At 57.3% G+C, this 16,075-nt stretch carries 15 protein-coding genes; 9 read left to right on the top strand and 6 right to left on the bottom strand.

Going from position 1 to position 16,075, the window contains the following annotated elements; all coding sequences use genetic code 11:
- Positions 1 to 8: 8 nt before the first annotated feature.
- Positions 9 to 2,522, bottom strand: coding sequence for an ABC transporter permease (locus EDB95_RS24970; protein ID WP_133999037.1), 2,514 nt, complete (start codon positions 2,520 to 2,522; stop codon positions 9 to 11).
- Positions 2,519 to 3,184 (bottom strand): ABC transporter ATP-binding protein, encoded by a 666-nt coding sequence (locus EDB95_RS24965; protein WP_133999034.1) that lies wholly within the window; start codon positions 3,182 to 3,184, stop codon positions 2,519 to 2,521. The genes EDB95_RS24970 and EDB95_RS24965 overlap by 4 nt, the downstream gene beginning before the upstream one ends.
- Before the next feature lie 118 nt (positions 3,185 to 3,302).
- Here EDB95_RS24965 and EDB95_RS24960 point away from each other — a divergent pair, with 118 nt between their 5' ends.
- On the top strand, positions 3,303 to 3,863 hold the full coding sequence (locus EDB95_RS24960; RefSeq protein WP_133999031.1) for a hypothetical protein: 561 nt from the start codon (positions 3,303 to 3,305) through the stop codon (positions 3,861 to 3,863).
- 6 nt (positions 3,864 to 3,869) lie between these two features.
- Here the strand turns inward: EDB95_RS24960 and EDB95_RS24955 are convergent, their stop codons facing one another.
- Entirely contained in the window at positions 3,870 to 6,302 is a 2,433-nt protein-coding gene (locus tag EDB95_RS24955; protein ID WP_133999028.1) for an ABC transporter permease, read from the bottom strand.
- Between the two features lie 123 nt (positions 6,303 to 6,425).
- Here EDB95_RS24955 and EDB95_RS24950 point away from each other — a divergent pair, with 123 nt between their 5' ends.
- Positions 6,426 to 7,475 (top strand): LLM class flavin-dependent oxidoreductase, encoded by a 1,050-nt coding sequence (locus tag EDB95_RS24950; protein ID WP_133999025.1) that lies wholly within the window; start codon positions 6,426 to 6,428, stop codon positions 7,473 to 7,475.
- Positions 7,476 to 7,522: 47 nt separating this feature from the next.
- Positions 7,523 to 8,524, top strand: coding sequence for a type I glyceraldehyde-3-phosphate dehydrogenase (locus EDB95_RS24945; RefSeq protein ID WP_133999022.1), 1,002 nt, complete (start codon positions 7,523 to 7,525; stop codon positions 8,522 to 8,524).
- On the opposite strand, the gene EDB95_RS24940 is transcribed toward EDB95_RS24945, so the two are convergent.
- Positions 8,521 to 9,540: an SDR family oxidoreductase gene (locus EDB95_RS24940; RefSeq protein WP_133999019.1), complete on the bottom strand. Its 1,020-nt coding sequence runs from the start codon at positions 9,538 to 9,540 to the stop codon at positions 8,521 to 8,523. The genes EDB95_RS24945 and EDB95_RS24940 overlap by 4 nt on opposite strands.
- Positions 9,541 to 9,615: 75 nt before the next feature.
- On the opposite strand from EDB95_RS24940, the gene EDB95_RS24935 reads away from it, so the two are divergent.
- Positions 9,616 to 10,380 carry an AraC family transcriptional regulator gene (locus EDB95_RS24935; RefSeq protein WP_133999016.1) on the top strand — a complete coding sequence of 255 codons (765 nt, stop codon included), beginning with the start codon at positions 9,616 to 9,618 and terminating at the stop codon, positions 10,378 to 10,380.
- An 87-nt stretch (positions 10,381 to 10,467) separates the two neighbouring features.
- On the top strand, positions 10,468 to 12,846 hold the full coding sequence (locus tag EDB95_RS24930) for an ABC transporter permease (RefSeq protein WP_133999012.1): 2,379 nt from the start codon (positions 10,468 to 10,470) through the stop codon (positions 12,844 to 12,846).
- A gap of 3 nt (positions 12,847 to 12,849) precedes the next feature.
- Here EDB95_RS24930 and EDB95_RS24925 read toward each other — a convergent pair whose 3' ends face one another.
- Positions 12,850 to 13,290: a hypothetical protein gene (locus EDB95_RS24925; RefSeq protein ID WP_133999009.1), complete on the bottom strand. Its 441-nt coding sequence runs from the start codon at positions 13,288 to 13,290 to the stop codon at positions 12,850 to 12,852.
- 28 nt (positions 13,291 to 13,318) lie between these two features.
- On the opposite strand from EDB95_RS24925, the gene EDB95_RS24920 reads away from it, so the two are divergent.
- Together EDB95_RS24920 and EDB95_RS24915 are read left to right on the top strand one after the other, a co-directional pair.
- Complete coding sequence (locus EDB95_RS24920; protein ID WP_133999006.1) at positions 13,319 to 13,750, top strand: hypothetical protein; 432 nt, start codon at positions 13,319 to 13,321, stop codon at positions 13,748 to 13,750.
- Entirely contained in the window at positions 13,747 to 14,121 is a 375-nt protein-coding gene (locus tag EDB95_RS24915) for a hypothetical protein (RefSeq protein WP_133999003.1), read from the top strand. Before EDB95_RS24920 ends, EDB95_RS24915 begins: the two co-directional genes overlap by 4 nt.
- On the opposite strand, the gene EDB95_RS24910 is transcribed toward EDB95_RS24915, so the two are convergent.
- The gene (locus EDB95_RS24910) at positions 14,118 to 15,089 is read right to left on the bottom strand and encodes a GlxA family transcriptional regulator (protein WP_133999000.1); all 972 of its coding nucleotides are present in this window, start codon (positions 15,087 to 15,089) and stop codon (positions 14,118 to 14,120) included. The two genes, EDB95_RS24915 and EDB95_RS24910, sit on opposite strands and share 4 nt — an antisense overlap.
- Positions 15,090 to 15,181: 92 nt before the next feature.
- On the opposite strand from EDB95_RS24910, the gene EDB95_RS24905 reads away from it, so the two are divergent.
- Together EDB95_RS24905 and EDB95_RS24900 are read left to right on the top strand one after the other, a co-directional pair.
- On the top strand, positions 15,182 to 15,628 hold the full coding sequence (locus EDB95_RS24905; RefSeq protein ID WP_133998997.1) for a VOC family protein: 447 nt from the start codon (positions 15,182 to 15,184) through the stop codon (positions 15,626 to 15,628).
- Positions 15,615 to 16,052 carry a VOC family protein gene (locus tag EDB95_RS24900; protein ID WP_133998994.1) on the top strand — a complete coding sequence of 146 codons (438 nt, stop codon included), beginning with the start codon at positions 15,615 to 15,617 and terminating at the stop codon, positions 16,050 to 16,052. The genes EDB95_RS24905 and EDB95_RS24900 overlap by 14 nt, the downstream gene beginning before the upstream one ends.
- Positions 16,053 to 16,075 lie beyond the last annotated feature (23 nt).

The following is a 16,075-nucleotide window of genomic DNA, read 5'->3' as shown; positions in this document are numbered from 1 at the left end:
TTTATTTTTCATACTTCATTACGCAATACCTCCAACGTAGACCGGTTAAGGATACCGCGGCTGTTGAGCAGCCCCACGGTCATGGTGAGCAGGGACACGAGCACGAGCAGCACCAGGGGTGGTCCGTAGGAGATGGCAAAAGGCAGCTTGAACAAAAAACGGGCCTGGCACCAACTGGCAACGAGGGCGATGAGGATGCCGGTCAGGCCGGACAAAAAGCCAAGGAAAATATATTCAAGGGCGTTGATGCTAAAAACGGTGCGGCGGCCGGCGCCAAGGGTGCGCAAGAGGACGCTTTCCTGGATGCGCTGGTATTTGCTGTTGCGGACGGACGCGATAAGGACGATGAGACCGGTGACCATGCTAAAGGCGGCCATGAAACGGATGACGTAGTTGATCTTGTCGAGGAGGCTGTCGAGGACGGACAAAATGAGCCCGAGGTCGATGACGGATACGGTGGGGAAGGCGCGGACGATCGCCTGGCGGGCGCCGGCGGCGGCTTCGGTGGAGGGCGTACGGGTCAGCAGGACGCGGAACTGAGGGGCTTGTTCGAGCACACCGGTGGGGAACACGATGCGGAAATTGGTTTGCATTCGGTTCCATTCGACCTTGCGCAAGGATCCTACCGTAGCCTCGACGGGGATGCCCTGGACGTTGAAGACGAGGGAATCTCCCGGTTTGAGACCGAGGTTTTGAGCGTAGCGTTCTTCGAGGGAAACCGGGACAGGGGTACCGGGGGAGCCCGCCTGGCCGGTCCATTTACCATCGGTGATGGTCTCGGTATTGGTGAGGTGATCGCGGTAAGTGACGCGAAGTTCTTCGTTAAACGCGTGCCATAGGCGGCCGCTGTCGGCGGATGTTTTCCCTTTGATGGAGGTATAACGCAGCGTGACGATGGGGACCTTTTCGATGATGGGGAGCCCGCGGGCGTGGAGGAGGGAGTCGACGCCTTTTTCCTGGCGGGCCTGGATGTCGAAGACGATCATGTTGGCCTGGCTCTTGCTTGAAGAAAGGACGAGCTGGTGGACGATGATCTGCTGGATAAACAACAGGGTGCAGACAAGGGCCGTGCTGAGACCGATGGAGACGACGAGGATGAGGGTCTGGTTGTTGGGCCGGTAGAGGTTGGCAAAACCCTGACGTACCGGGAAGCTCCAGGAAGTCCGGGTGATCCGTCTCAGGATAGCCATGAGGAAACGGCCGACGAGGCTGAGCAGGAAATACGCCAACAGGAGTCCAAATGTAAAAAAGAACGTGGGTGCTTTCTGGCGAAGCTGGAGCCAGGTGAACCCGGCGATAAAGGCCAGCACCAGGACGTAAACGGGCCACCGCCAGGGGTCTTTGGTGCGGGGGCCGTGCTCATAAGAGGACCGCAGCGTATACAGGGGGGTGATGCGCCGGATGGAGAGCAGGGGCAACAACCCAAAAACAAGGGCCATGATGAGCCCGAGCGCGATCCCCTGCCCGATCGCGGCCCAGGAAACGGCGGTGGTGATGGTGATGGGGAGGACGTCCTTCATGACGCGCGGCAGGAGCTGCTGGACCCCTACCCCGACCACCGCGCCGATCAGCGCGCCGATCAAACCGATACCGGCGACCTGGAGGAGATAAATCAAAAAGGCTTTGCGGACGGTAACGCCCAGGCAGCGCATCACTGCGATGGTGGCGGTTTTCTCCCGGATATAAATCTGGATGGCACTGGCGACGCCGATACACCCGAGCAAAAGGGCGAGGAAACCGACCAGGGACATAAAACGGGTGAGGTCGGTAAAGACGCGGCCGGTGGATTCTTTGCGCATGGCCACGGTTTCGTAGCGGAGGGAATCCCGCTCGAATTCGGGTTCGAGGTCGCTGGCGAGTTTGTCGACGTCGGTTCCCGGTTTGAAGTGGAAGTAGTAACTATACCTGGCGCGGGACCCAACCTGGTTGAGCCCGGTGGACGCCATGTCGCTGAGCGGGATATAGACGACGGGGGCCATGGTCGCCGTGAGCCCGTTGCCACCCGGATAGCTTTCGAGGGTGCCGGCTACCGGGAACGTATGGTTGCCGATCTGGACCGAATCACCGGGGCGGACGTTGAACTGGAGGGCCAGGGATTTTTCGACCAGGGCGGCGTGCGCGGGCTGGAACGCGGTGGCGGCGCCGACGGGCGTGGTCTCCAGGCTGCCGTAGTAGGGATAGGCGCCGGCGAGCGCCCGGACCTGTACCAGGCGGGTGGAGCCGGTGCGGGGGAAAAGGGCCATCGAGCCGAAGTTTTCTTCGTCAGAGCGGGCGGTTCCAGGAGTCGCCAGCGAGTCGATGAACGCCGCCGCACGCGGCCCCGGCACCCTGTTGGAAGACAGCGTCAGGTCCGCCCCGATCAGCGACGCTGCCTGTTCATCGACATTGCGCCTCAAATCGTAGCCAAAAGAATAGATCGCCACCAGGGCGGCAATCCCCGCGCTGATGGAGCCCATAAAGAGCAGGAGACGGGAGCGGTTGCGCCGGCTGTCCCTATAGGCCATGCGAAGAATCCAATTCATACGAGCCGCCCTCCCTTTATCCGGATGACGCGCTGGGTCTGGGCGGCGAGCTCGGCATTGTGGGTGACGAGCACGAGGGTGGTACCCACCTCCCGGTTGAGACCAAAGAGCAACTGGACAACTTTATCGCTGGTTTCTGCGTCGAGGTTGCCGGTGGGTTCGTCGGCAAAAAGAATGGTGGGCTGATTGGAGAACGCCCGGGCAAGGGCCACCCGTTGCTGTTCGCCACCGGACAATTGGATGGGATAGTGGTGGGAACGGTCCGACAAACCAACGCGGTCGAGGAGGTCCATGGCCTTGGCGCGGGCCTCCCGGTCTTTCCGGAGTTCGAGGGGGACCATCACGTTTTCCACCGCGGTCAGGCTGGGCATGAGCTGGAAATTCTGGAAAATAAAACCGACGGAGCGGTTGCGCAACGCCGCGAGCTCGTCCTCGGACAACCGGCTGAGCTCCTGTCCCGCCAGGACGACGTCACCGGAGGTGGGGCGGTCGAGACCGGCACAGATCCCGAGCAGGGTGGTTTTCCCACTCCCCGAGGGACCGATGATGGCGTTGGTCGAACCGGTATCGAAGGTAAAGTCGATGTCTTGTAAAACGGTGAGGGTCTTTCCTGCGCTCTGGTAGGTCTTCCGAAGGCTGCGGACCGAGAGGATGTCTGACACGTTTGTTGTTTTTACGAAAGGGAATTTACGTTAAAACGGTCAAAAAGGCTGATTTCGGATTAAACGTTGGGACGAATGGACATTCTAAGTACCTTTCACCTCACAATCTAAGCCTACTATGAATCTGATGAAAGGTGCCGCATTGGTGGCTATCGTCTTGCTCAGCTCCTGCGCTGGCCACAAATCGTATTTTACCTCTGACGTCCGTGCCCGTCTCGAAAGGGATCACATCCCCCCTGAAAAAGTCCAGTTCTACATCGACCGCAGTGTCGAGTTGCGCAGGGAAGTGGCGTCAAGGGATGCCAAAGTCACCGACGGCCGGGTCAGGCTGGTCAACGGGAAGTACATCAATATCATTAAACTAAAGAAGGGAACCCCGGGGGTTTGCACCGGTTTTTATACCAATTCGGTCAATGTCGCCTTTGAAAGCGGCCCCGGTCAGTACCTGGCCTTTGGCGTACCGGCTTATGGGAACAACATCTACCAGGTGGAGGCCCAGAACTGGATCAACGGTACCGGCAAGGTCATGTACGAAGGCAATGCCTATTTCATCCAACCCGGGGGCGTGGAAGCCAAACTGCTGATCGACAAGAGCATCATCGACAAGTACGACGTTTCGTCCAGGAATATGCATGGGCGGAAGGTACAGGATAGCGATGCGACCCCGGCCAGCAACTAGGGAGCGCTACTCCGACCGCAAACTCTTCACGGGATTAACCCTTGCTGCCCGTAACGCCTGGAGGCTTACGGTCAGCAAGGCAATCGTGAGTGCCAGTACACCACCCAGGACAAACATCCACCAGCTAAGGGGAACCCTGTAGGCGTAGGACTGGAGCCACCGGTGCATCGCCCACCAGGCGACAGGGGTCGCGATGGCGAAACCTAAGAGGACCGGTTTTACAAAGTCCCCGGAAAGCAATTGGACGATCCCGCCGACGCTGGCGCCGAGCACCTTCCGGATGCCGATTTCCTTGGTGCGTTGTTCGGCGCTAAAGGCTGCCAGCCCGAAGAGTCCCAAACAAGAGATAAAGACCGCGATGAGGGCGAACGTATTGATGATGTTCGCCAGGGTAATGTCCGCTTCGTATTGGAGTTGGATATCGTCGCTCATAAAACGATATTGGATGGGTTCTCCCGGCAGGTCTTTTTTCCAGATCGCCAGTGCCTGTTCCATAAAGGCGCTGTAGTCATCCGTATTGGTATTAACGAGCACGTCGGACGGGTAGGCGCTCCATCCGTTGATGCCATGGGGTCCGCACCAAAGCATAAACGGCTTTACGTCTTCATATAAGGAGGCGTAGTTGAAATCCTTCATCACACCCGCAATCTCGACAGGTGGATTGTTCAACGGGATCAACCGGGTACCCGGCGCCTTTGCGGGATCAAGTCCCAACCTGCGCGCCATCGTTTCGTTGATAATCACGCGGCTGGAGTCCCCCTCCCGAAAGTCCCGCCCGCTGACAAGCGTGATACCGGCGGCCTGGACAAAGTGTTCGTCGGTGATGTAGAACTTCGGATCCAGCGCCGAGAGGGGATTTTGCCCGGGCCGGTAAAAAGGCCAGTCATTGGAAACGTCCTGGCTGGGATAAAAAGTGGACCGGCCCACGGCCTTGACGGAGGATAACTGGCGAAGATCTTCCACGAAGGCGGGCATGTGCGCCACGGCGTTGTCATTACGAAAGAAAAAGACGATGCGCTTGTCCTGGGAAAAACCCAGGTCTTTTTGCATGACGTAGTGGAGCTGGCTCCGGATCACGACGATCCCCGTCACCAACAGGATGGACAGGGTAAACTGAAACACCACCAGGGAACGGCGGATACCGCCCGCGGAAATATGGCTGGTAAAATTGCCTTTCATCACCTTGATCACCCGGAAGGCCGAGAGGTAAAAGGCGGGATAGCTCCCTGCCAGGAAACCCGTTGAGAGGACGATGGCTATAAAAAGAGCCCATACGCTGGCGTTACCGGCGAGGTGTAGCGGGATGTCCGCGCCTGTCAGCTGGTTGAGTTGGGGAAGGGCGATATACAGCAACGGTATCGCGATGCCGGTCCCGATCAACACCAACAAAAGAGACTCTCCCAGGAACTGCCGGACCAATTCTTTCCGGCCCGCGCCCAGTACTTTGCGGACACCGACTTCCTTTGCCCTTTTGGAGGCGCGGGCTGTCGACAAATTCATGAAATTGATGCACGCAATCACCTGGATGAGCAGGGCGATGAGCATCAGTATCCGGAGAAAGGTTTTTCCGGTGGGTCGGGTCATCTCCCCGATGTAGCCAGTGGTCGTATGGATGGAAAGGAGCGGCTGCAACATCAGCTTTTTGTGCATCCCGACCTTTTTGAGCTGGTCCGCGCCATACCGGTCGAGAAAAGCCGGGAGCGCCGTTTCGAGGCGGGCAGGATGGGCACCCGGCGCAAGGCGTATATACGCATGAGTGAAGTTCTCCCCCGCCCACTGGTTGACGCTATAGGCATAGGCGCCGATCCCGTTGCTGTTCATGGCCAGGAACATATTGGCGTGGATGTGGGACTTGCCCAGGCTTTCGTCCACCACACCCGTGACCTTGAAGTCGTGTTTGCCATAGGCGTTGTCGATCGTGATGACCTTGCCCAGGGGATCCTCGTCCCCGAAAATTTTGTCGGCCGTGGGTTTTAGCAAAACGACCGTATACGGTTCGAGGAGGCTTGCCCCCGCGGTCCCCCTGTCGAAGTGATAGGTAAATACGTCAAAAAAGGTGGAATCCACGAAGTCCACGTCGCTTTCATAAAATGCCTTTTCCTTATAGCGGACGAGGTGTTCTTTTATCCCGAACATGCTGGTAGGCACGACGCGGGTGTATTGTTCCACCTCGGGAAAATCTTTTTTCAATTGGGGGGCGATGGGAGGCGATGTAGTGACGCTGCTGAACGCCTGCCCCCCGATGCCGAAATGGCTGTCGATGCGATATATGTCCTCCGCCCGGATGTTATGCCGGTCATAGCTGTACTGGTCCTCCACATACAAGACAATGTATAGACAACAAAGGGTGCCGATGGCCAGACCGGCGACATTGACCAGGGTAAACATCCGGTTCTTTCGCAGGTTGCGGAGGGCGGTGGTAAGGTAGTTGCGGAACATGTGTTTGGGCGCACCAATACGATGCCGATTCACTAAGCATTCGTTGTCAATAACTTAAACGGCGGGCGGTGTACGAATCCGGACGCTGTTCGTCCGGATTCGATATTCCCGACCTTTGCGCCCATGGAACTTGGACTCAGCACCTTTGGAGAAATACACCCGGACTGCGTGCCGGGGCATGCGGTCAACGCACACCGCCGGATACAGGAACTTTTGGAAGAGGCCAAACTGGCGGACGCGCTAGGGCTTGACGTTTTCGCTTTGGGCGAGCACCACCGTCCGGACTACGTGGTATCGTCCCCGGAAGTGGTACTCGCGGCGATCGCGGCGGTGACCAAACGGATACGGTTGTCGAGCGCGGTGACGGTCTTGAGCTCGGCGGACCCGGTCAGGGTCTTTCAAAACTTCGCCACGCTGGACCTCGTCTCCTCCGGTCGGGCGGAGATCATGGCGGGGCGTGGCTCCTTCATTGAATCCTTCCCGTTGTTCGGTTATGACCTCGACGATTATGACGAACTTTTTTCTGAAAAGCTGGAGCTGCTCCTGGCGATCCGCGAAAAGGAGGTCATCGCCTGGAAAGGTAAACACCGCGCCGCGATTCCGCGGCTGGGGGTGTATCCCAGGCCATACCAGGATGTGTTGCCCGTTTGGGTCGCGGTGGGCGGCACACCTCAATCGGTGATCCGGGCGGGGGCGTTGAACCTTCCCCTGACACTGGCCATCCTCGGCGGCATGCCCCGGCAGTTCGTGCCCCTGGTCAAGCTCTACCGGGAAGCGGCGCGCGAAGCGGGACACTTGGTGGCGCCGCCCCTGGCAGTGAACGCCCATCTCCATATCGCCGACACGTCGGACCAGGCGGCCGAGGAATTCTGGCCGACCTACGAAACGCTTATGAACCGGATCGGAAAGGAACGCGGCTGGAGCCCACTCACCCGGAAGCAATTCGAACAGTTGCGGGGACCGGAAGGTCCGTTGCTGGTGGGTAGCGTGGAAGAAGTGGTGGAAAAAATAATCTACATGCACGGCCTCTTTGGGAATTCGCGCTACCTCGCGCAGACCATTTCCGGGGGTATTCCCCACGCCAGCCTGATGCATTCCATCGAGCTGTTGGGTGCGCAGGTAGCGCCTGCAGTCAGAGAGCGGCTCCGCGTCGCGCCTGCAGTCCACGAATAGTCCGGGTGCTTTTGCCTACATTTGGAGACCTAAACACCACCTCTTCTATGAAAAAGATCGCCCTGCACGGCTTCGGCCGTATCGGACGCCAGTTCCTTCGTATTGGCCTGTCCAGAGAACTTTTTATTCCAGCTTCCATTTCTGACATCAAGGACGAGGCTACCTTAGCCGCTCTTTTTGCCGTGGATACCAATTACGGCCGCTGGCACGAACCCGTGTCCGGAAAAGAAGGATCACTAACGATCGGTGGAAGGGAAATCCTTTACCTCAACGCCACCAGGGAACTCCCCGACTGGAAAAAGCTGGGGGTGGACCTCGTGGTGGATTGTACGGGGAGGGCCACGCAACGGGCGGGCGCACAGGCCCACCTCGACCGGGGCGCGAAGTACGTCCTGGTGAGCGCGCCTTCAAAGACCCTGGCCGATTGTGACGCGGTACTGCTGAAAGGGATCAACCTGGACACCTTTCAACCGGACAAACACCACATCATCAGCATGGGGAGCTGTACGACCAATGCGCTCGCGGCGCCGATCAAGGTCATCCTTGAAAACTTCGGCATCCGGTACGGTTTGTTTTCCACCGTGCATTCCTATACGAATTCCCAATCCCTGACCGACCAGCCGATGAAGGACATCCGGGATTCCTGGGCCGCCGCGGAAAACATCATCCCCTCCTCCTCCGGCGCGGCCAGGGCGCTTCAATTTATCTGGAAGGACCTGAAGGTCACGGGCAAGGCGTACCGCGTACCCACCCGTACGGGCAGCATTGCCGAGCTCATTCTTGTCACCGAAAAAGACTGTACGGTGGCGGAGGTCAACGATGCCTTCCGGGCCGCCGCCGCGTCAGGCCCCCTGCACGGCGTGATGGACGTGCTGGAAGGTCAGTGGGCTTCGTCCAGGATCGTCGCCGATGTACATTCTTCGTTGATGGACCTGCCGCTCACGGCGCGGGAAGGTGATCTGCTGTCGATTGCTTCCTGGTACGACAATGAATGGGGGTTCTCCAACCGGCTGGCCGAAGTGGCCGCGGATATTGCTGCGCGGATCTAAGGAATCATTCTTTGCCGCCGCATATCGTCAAAAATACGGTAGAACATCGCCTCGGTTTCCACGAACTCATGGAAGCCGAAACGCCTCGCCTTTGACCCGTCTGCAATCATGTCGTAGTCCCAGGCAAAAACAAAGTCCCCAAACCGCCAGGAGGAGACTTCAGCGTAGGTATGGGGATACAGCTCATGACGCCGTACCAGTTCGGTCCATAGCGGCGCCTTATCCGCCATGATGGTTTCCAGGGACATGGGTAGCGGGGGCGCGACGTCCAGTTCGAACCAGGCGGCGATCTTTGGCCAAAGTTCGCTCCAGCGGAACATATCGCCGTTGTTGATGTTAAAGGCCTGGTTGGCGCAACGCGGATCGGTGGCCGCCCAGACGGTCGCCTTGGCCAGCAGTTCGGCGTCCGTCAGCTCCAGGAGGCTGTGGTATGCCCCCGGTTTGCCCGGGAAACGAAAGGGCACGCGCAGCGCCTTCGACATCGTGGCATAAATGGCCAGAACCATCGCCAGGTTCATCGGGTTGCCCAGTGCCACCCCGCCCACCGCGGAGGGCCGGAGCGCCGACCAGGTCCAGCGTTTTCCCTGCTGGAAGGATTCCAGGAAATCCTGTTGGTCTACATTGAACTCCGGGGGCATGTGCCGGGCATCGGTTTCCCGGGCAGGTGTTTTAAAGGGTCCTAAGTGGGCGCCATAGACTTTATATCCCTGCATCAGGCTGACATGCGTCAAGCCGGGCGCGACGCGGTCGATCACTTCGACCACGTTTACCAGCATGGCCAGGTTGGGCGCCACCAGCTCAGACCAGGTGGGACGGTCCTGGTAGGCGGCGTAAAAGATGTGCGTTACTTCCGTCAGCGTACCGAGCTTCCGCTCGACGTCGTCCCGATCGATGAGGTCAGGACCTCCGTCCCGTCTCGAAAGCCCGATGACATTCCAGTCCGGGAGTTTGCGCAGGTGGTCCGCGAGGTTCTGTCCAATCACGCCCTTGGCGCCGACGATCAATGCTGTTTTCATTTTTTTAGGACAAAGCTCGGCCGCGGGGCACCGGTCTGCTTGTATATTTCTACTATTTCCTGGTAATTTTGTCCCATGAAACGCTACCTGCAGTACGACCGCCTGAAGATCGATCACTTCGTGACCCGGCGGTGGAAACACCCGCTTCATAACCACAACCATTTCGAGTTGATCTTCGTGCATAGGGGCAAGGGCACACACTGCCTTTCGGGCCTGCATATCCCCTTCGAAGGCCCCAGTCTTTTCCTGTTGTCCCCTCATGACGTCCACCGGTTCGTCCTGGAGAAGGAAACGGAATTCACCTTTATAAAGTTTTCGGAGCAGTATTTGCGCCCTATGACCGAGTGCCGTGGCTCGCTCCTGCACAACGCACCGGATACAGATAAAGCGGAACGGATCTGCCGGTTGATCCTTGACGCGCAGCAGGATGAAGGCGGCACGGTTTTTTTCCTCATCCAAGCCCTGCTGTCTCTTGCGAAGCGCCCGTCTTTAGCAGTTGCGGGCAAACACGCCGACAAGGTTACCGGGCTTCTTCAATATATTCATCAGCACATCTATTGCCCCGCCTATACACAAGCTGAACACCTCGCAGCGGTCTTCGGTTTTTCCGCCCACTATCTCGGCCCTTTTTTCCGGACCCATACCGGCGTTACGCTGCGGGAATACGTCGGCCGGTACAAGTTCCAGCACATCCGAAACCGGCTCCTGCACAGCTCGTTGTCCATAAAGGAGATCAGCAATGAGCTGGGTTTTACCGACCTGAGCCATTTCAACAAGTTTTTCCGGGCACGCGCGGGGATGACACCCACGCGTTTCCGGGCGGGCGGATCTGAACGATGAAGTGTATCAATAGCGAACAGGGCGGTTGCAAACGGCCCTGATTGTCAGCGCGTTGAAAACGGGCATGTTTTTTACGCCCTGTCCGTTATGCTCCGAAACTACTTCACCATCGCCTGGCGAAACCTGGCAAAGAATAAGGTCTTTTCCTTGATCAATATCGCCGGGCTGACGATCGCCATCACGGTTTGCATGATGATCTACCTGTTTATTCTCAACGAGTACAGCGTGGACAATTTTCATGTCAAGTCAGACAGGATCTATCGTCTTCGACGCAGCTTCCTCGTCGAAGGGACGAACCGGCAAGCGGTCTGGGTATCCTATCCGTATGCCACGGCCTTGTTGAACGATTTTCCGGACATGATCGAAAAGGCGGTGCGCGTCCGCCCCGACAACGATCTTTTCACGTTGGGGGATCGCTCTTTTAACGAGCCGGGTGTGTATAAGGCGGACAGCGATTTTTTTTCCTTTTTTTCCTTCCCCCTGGTGAAGGGGGACCCGGCCACAGCGCTCAAAGACCCACGGAGCGTCGTCCTCACGGAAAGTACGGCTAAAAAATACTTTGGCGACCGGGACCCCATCGGCCAGGTCATCGAGATGGACAGGCAGGTGCCCCTGAAGGTCACCGGGGTGGCCCGGGACGTACCGCCCAACTCGCACCTGCAGTTCGATATTGTCGTCAACCAGGCCTACGAGCCCCACGATACGACGCCCAACGCCTGGCCCAACAATGGCTGGTTCACCTATGTTTTGCTCAAGGACCACACCAACCCCGAGGCATTGAGGGCGGCGCTTCCGGCCTTTATGGAAAAGTACATGGGTAAAGCTATGCGGGCGCAAGGGTTTCACTTCAAACTGGAAATGACGGCCCTGCCTAAGGTCTATTTTGAATCCACGAGTTATGACCCCGTCCGGCATGGGGACAAGGCGGTTGTGTTTGTCTTTGTGTCCATCGCCGCGCTGATCCTGTTGATCGCCTGTATCAATTTTACCAACCTGTCCACCGTCCGGGCGGTGGAACGGTCGAAGGAGGTGGGGCTCCGGAAAGTCCTGGGCGCCCTCAAATCGCACCTGGTCCGCCAGTTCATAGGGGAATCCATCTTGCTGACCGCCGTGTCCTGCCTTTTGTCGGTGGCATTCCTGGCCATACTCATGCCCGCTTATAACCAGTTGCTGGGACGGACCCTGGTCGTTTCCTGGTCGACGTGGCCGTTGTACGTCTTCCTCGTGGGCGTGACTCTGCTGGTGGGCTTTGTGGCGGGTTGTTATCCTGCCTTTGTCCTATCCGCTTTTAAGCCGATCGAATCCCTGAAGGGAAAGCTTCGTTTGGGCAAGGGCGGTTCCTTTTTCCGGCAGGCCCTCGTCGTCGTTCAGTTTGGCATTTCCGTCTTCCTGATCGTCGGAACACTGGTCATGATGAACCAACTGTACTTTGTGCAACACACCAATGTCGGTTACAACCGGGACCAAACCGTCGTGGTGTCCATAGACAATTATGATATCTACAACCACCGGCGTCTTTTCAAAACTACCCTGGAAGGACAGCCGGGCATCGAGTCCGTATCCATGATGTCCGGGGACCCCGGCGGTTTTTTCGACGGGATGGGTTTCAAGACCGACGGCAGGAATGACCAGGTCTTCAATGCCCGTACCGAGTTCAGTGATTTCCAGATCGTGCCCACCCTGGGGCTGAAGGTCGTTGCAGGCAGGGACTTTTCTCCCAGCTTCCCGACGGACTCCACGGACGCTGTCCTGGTCAACAAATCGGCCGCCGCCCAACTGGGTTATACCCCGGCCCAGGCCCTGGGCCACTGGGTTCAAAATACCTCCACCGATAACAAGCAACGCCGGATCGTGGGTGTGGTGGATGATTTCAACTTCCAGTCCCTGAAAGAAGAAATAGAACCCCTGATCATCACGCCGGGAGCAGACAACCGGGTTATCCTTATCCGGGTTCAACCGGGAGCGCTCCGGCCCGCCCTCCGGCAGATTGGAGAGGCGTATAAACGCGCCGCCCCGGCTTATCCCTTCGAATACCATTTCCTCGACCAGGACTTCAACGAGCTGTACAAAACGGACGAACGCCAGCAAACCATTCTGGGACTGTTTTCAGGCCTGGCCATCCTGATCGCCTGTCTCGGACTCTTCGGCCTGGCCTCCTTCACTACCGCCCGCCGCTTTAAGGAGATCGGCGTTCGCAAGGTCCTGGGGTCATCGGTCCGGAACATCGTCCTGCTGCTCGTTTCCGACCTGCTCCGCCCCATCCTTTTAGGTACGCTCATTGCCGTGCCCATTGGGTATTATGTCATGCACCACTGGGTGGAGAATTTCGCCTATCGCACCGCGGTGCATTGGTGGATATTCGCCGGCGCGGCGGGTTTGACCTGCTCGATCGCCCTGGCGACCGTAGGGGGGAAGGCGCTGCGCGCGGCGATGGCTAGTCCGGCTAGGAGTTTGAGGACGGAGTAGGCGCTAGGCGCGGCCGTAGCGTTTTTGGTATTGGTTTAATTCCCCCAGTATATCATCCAATGTTGCCTCCAGGCTACCCGCCGTGATGGACACGGTGCTGTCGTCCGCCATCGTTACAAGGATATCGGAGGGTCTGCCCCGGCCGGCAACGCTCGAACGCTGCCGGATCTCTTTGATGTCTTTCCAGGGATACGTTTTCCCGGTAATATTAACCTCCAGGGCATCGGGGGTCAGGCAGAGCGCGGGGGTTCCCGTCCGCAAAAGCCGCAGCAGGCGCAGCCTCCTGGGCAAAACAAACAAAATGGGTACCAACACAAGGAGGCGAAACCAAACGAGTGTAGACCCCATACGGCCGGCGCTCCACAACACCAGGGCGATATAGCCGCAAATGATGACGGCGAGGATGATAAAGCTGGTTCGGGAGACGTAGTATTCTTTAATCATATAGTGATAAAAATAATATCTTTAGCCTATGAAACCAACTTTACTAACCTGCGTCATCGCCCTGTCGTTTTGCGCATGCAAGCCCTCGGTGCGGTTGAACGGCACCTGGAAGCTCCTCACAGGAACGACCATCACCAAGGGGGTCTCCGAGGTGACTGATTATACGAAGGGGCAGGAATTTATCAAGATCATCAACGACAACCATTTCGCTTTTCTGAAACATGACCTGAACCCGGCCAGGGATTCTTCCAACCACTTTGACGGGGGCGGCGGCAGCTATACGCTTACGGGGGACCAGTATACGGAGCACCTGGATTATTACGGGGATCATAATTGGGAAAACAAGACATTTACCTTCACCGTATCCCTCCATGGAGACACACTGGTACAAAGGGGTATGGAAAAGAATGACAAAGAAGGAATCGACCGGGAGATCATTGAACGGTATGTACGGCTATGAAAAAAGTGTACCTGACCTGGCTGGCCTGCGCCGGCATTTTGCTGTTGTTTGATGTTTTTGCCGTTGTGGGTGCCCCCAGGCTGCATATCGAGGAGGCCAGCCTTTTCTGGCTGACCCTGCTGATCTATTTTGCCGCGGCGTACGAAGGAGCCCGGCTCCGTGGTTTTAGACTGGGCGTGGCGTTTGCGCTGCTGCTGAGTTTTTTTGACGGGACCGTTGGCCTGGGCGTCCAGTCCCTGCTGGGCGAGCCGATTAAATACAGCTTTTTGGAATGGGTCGATACGACCTTGTTCTATATGGGATGCGCCTCCATCCTGGGGCTGGGGGCGGGTGGCCTGGTGGTGCTTACACGGCCCCGTAAGGAGGACTAGGCCTGCAGGGCGTTGTATTTGTTCCGGTATTCGTTGGGGGTCATCCCGGTGACCTTCCGGAAGACTTCCCGAAAGGTTTTGATGTCTGCGTATCCGACCTCGTACATCACGTCGTGGATGGATTTCCGGCCGATCTCCAGTTGTTTCTTGGTAGCCTCGATCTTGACCCGCTGGATGTACTCCACCACCGTGTTGCGCGTGGCCTTTTTAAACCGTCGTTCGAAGGTCCGCCGGCTGACGTTGAAGGTATCTGCTATCTTGTCCACGCTCAGGCTCTCCGCGTAGTTTTGTTCAATGTATTCCTGGGCCTTTTTGATCGCTTCGTCCCGGTGGTTTTTTTGCCCGGCAAAAATAATAAACGGTGACTGGATCGTCCTGTCCAGGTCCACCACGAAGAACTTGGCGGTATGGATGGCGATTTCGCGGCCGGCGTATTTTTCCACAAGAAAAAGCAACAGGTTCCAGTACGCATTGTTCCCCCCGCTTGAATAGAGCCCTTGGTGGTGCGTAATGACTTTTTCGTCGACCAGGTCGATGTCGGGATAATAGTAGCGGAACTCGTTGGCGTACGCCCAGTGCGTCGTGCACTGATGTCCGCTCAACAAACCGGTAAAGGCCAGCAGGAAGGCGCCTACGCAAAAACTGGCCACTTCCGCTCCCCTATCCTTATACATATCTACAATCCAGGGTGCAAAATCTTTGTTGATATAGGTCGCCGCCAGCGCGTCCCCCGTCATGGAGGGAATGATGATCAGGTCGGTCCGTTCCACCTCCTCCATCGTCACGTCCGGTTTTATCGTAAACTGGTTTAATCGCACTTCCCTGGACAAACCCACCAGCCGGACGCGAAAAAGGGGTTCCCTACCCGACCGTTCCAGGAGGTCGTTGACGATGGAAAAAACATAGGCGGCGTCTGCAACCGAGGCCGGGACGGCGTTTTTCAGCACCAGAATCGAAATATCGATCATGTGCTGAATGTACAAAATTTTGTCGCAATCCCCCCTTCACATTGTCGTATTCGCCTACGCGCCGAACCAACCGGCCGCTCTATATTTGAGGCATGATTGCAGCCACACACTACCTGAATTTTCCCGGCAATACGGAAGAGGCCATGAATTTCTATAAATCGGTTTTCGGAGGCGAGTTTATCGCCTTCCACCGTTTTAAGGACAGCCCGGGTTTCGAGAAGATGCCAAAGCATGAGCAAAACATGATCATGCACGCCTCGCTGCCCCTCGGCAAAGGGCTCCTCATGGCCACCGACACCCTGGACTCCATGGAGCAGACCCTGACACCGGGGAACAACTACCACATCGTCGTCCACACCGAAAGTGAGGAAGAAACCAATACCCTGTTCAAGGGCTTGTCGGCGGGCGGCAAGATCGAAATGCCCCTCAACAAGACCTTCTGGGGGGCTTATTTCGGCATGTGCCGCGACAAATTCGGCATCCAATGGATGCTCAGCTATGATATAAACCATCCAACCATAGATCATGTCAAGAGTTAACACCTACCTTAATTTCGCCCGGAGTACCGAGGAAGCCTTCAACTTTTACAAGACGGTCTTCGGAACCGAATTTGGTGCGCCTATCGCACGCTTTGGCGACGCCCCTCCCCAGCCCGGAGCACCCCCCATGTCCGACGCGGACAAAAACCTCGTGCTGCACGTGTCGCTGCCCATCCTGGGCGGTCACATGCTCATGGGTACGGACGCCCCGGAGTCCTTTGGGTTCCATCTGACTTTCGGGGACAACATGCACATCTGCCTGGAGCCGGATACCCGTGCGGAGACGGATCGCCTTTTTGCCGCCCTGTCCGCCGGTGGTAAAGTAACCATGCCGCTCGCGGATATGTTTTGGGGTGATTATTTCGGGAGCTGCACCGATCAGTATGGAGTGCAGTGGATGCTTAGCTGGAGGGCGAAGGCGTAAACCTATCTTGTCCGGAAGGGGTT

The organism is Dinghuibacter silviterrae (assembly GCF_004366355.1).
GTDB lineage: Bacteria > Bacteroidota > Bacteroidia > Chitinophagales > Chitinophagaceae > Dinghuibacter > Dinghuibacter silviterrae.
Note: the sequence above shows the minus strand (reverse complement) of the source record. Positions and strands in the feature narration are given on the sequence as shown.

What these genes read in the sequence shown, in the direction of transcription:
- EDB95_RS24925 (WP_133999009.1), bottom strand. Translation starts at nt 13,290, where the DNA reads ATGATTAAAGAATACTACGTCTCCCGAACCAGCTTTATCATCCTCGCC.
- EDB95_RS24935 (WP_133999016.1), top strand. Translation starts at nt 9,616, where the DNA reads ATGAAACGCTACCTGCAGTACGACCGCCTGAAGATCGATCACTTCGTG.
- EDB95_RS24950 (WP_133999025.1), top strand. Translation starts at nt 6,426, where the DNA reads ATGGAACTTGGACTCAGCACCTTTGGAGAAATACACCCGGACTGCGTG.
- EDB95_RS24905 (WP_133998997.1), top strand. Translation starts at nt 15,182, where the DNA reads ATGATTGCAGCCACACACTACCTGAATTTTCCCGGCAATACGGAAGAG.
- EDB95_RS24960 (WP_133999031.1), top strand. Translation starts at nt 3,303, where the DNA reads ATGAATCTGATGAAAGGTGCCGCATTGGTGGCTATCGTCTTGCTCAGC.
- EDB95_RS24915 (WP_133999003.1), top strand. Translation starts at nt 13,747, where the DNA reads ATGAAAAAAGTGTACCTGACCTGGCTGGCCTGCGCCGGCATTTTGCTG.
- EDB95_RS24910 (WP_133999000.1), bottom strand. Translation starts at nt 15,089, where the DNA reads ATGATCGATATTTCGATTCTGGTGCTGAAAAACGCCGTCCCGGCCTCG.
- EDB95_RS24945 (WP_133999022.1), top strand. Translation starts at nt 7,523, where the DNA reads ATGAAAAAGATCGCCCTGCACGGCTTCGGCCGTATCGGACGCCAGTTC.
- EDB95_RS24900 (WP_133998994.1), top strand. Translation starts at nt 15,615, where the DNA reads ATGTCAAGAGTTAACACCTACCTTAATTTCGCCCGGAGTACCGAGGAA.
- EDB95_RS24970 (WP_133999037.1), bottom strand. Translation starts at nt 2,522, where the DNA reads ATGAATTGGATTCTTCGCATGGCCTATAGGGACAGCCGGCGCAACCGC.
- EDB95_RS24955 (WP_133999028.1), bottom strand. Translation starts at nt 6,302, where the DNA reads ATGTTCCGCAACTACCTTACCACCGCCCTCCGCAACCTGCGAAAGAAC.
- EDB95_RS24920 (WP_133999006.1), top strand. Translation starts at nt 13,319, where the DNA reads ATGAAACCAACTTTACTAACCTGCGTCATCGCCCTGTCGTTTTGCGCA.
- EDB95_RS24930 (WP_133999012.1), top strand. Translation starts at nt 10,468, where the DNA reads ATGCTCCGAAACTACTTCACCATCGCCTGGCGAAACCTGGCAAAGAAT.
- EDB95_RS24940 (WP_133999019.1), bottom strand. Translation starts at nt 9,540, where the DNA reads ATGAAAACAGCATTGATCGTCGGCGCCAAGGGCGTGATTGGACAGAAC.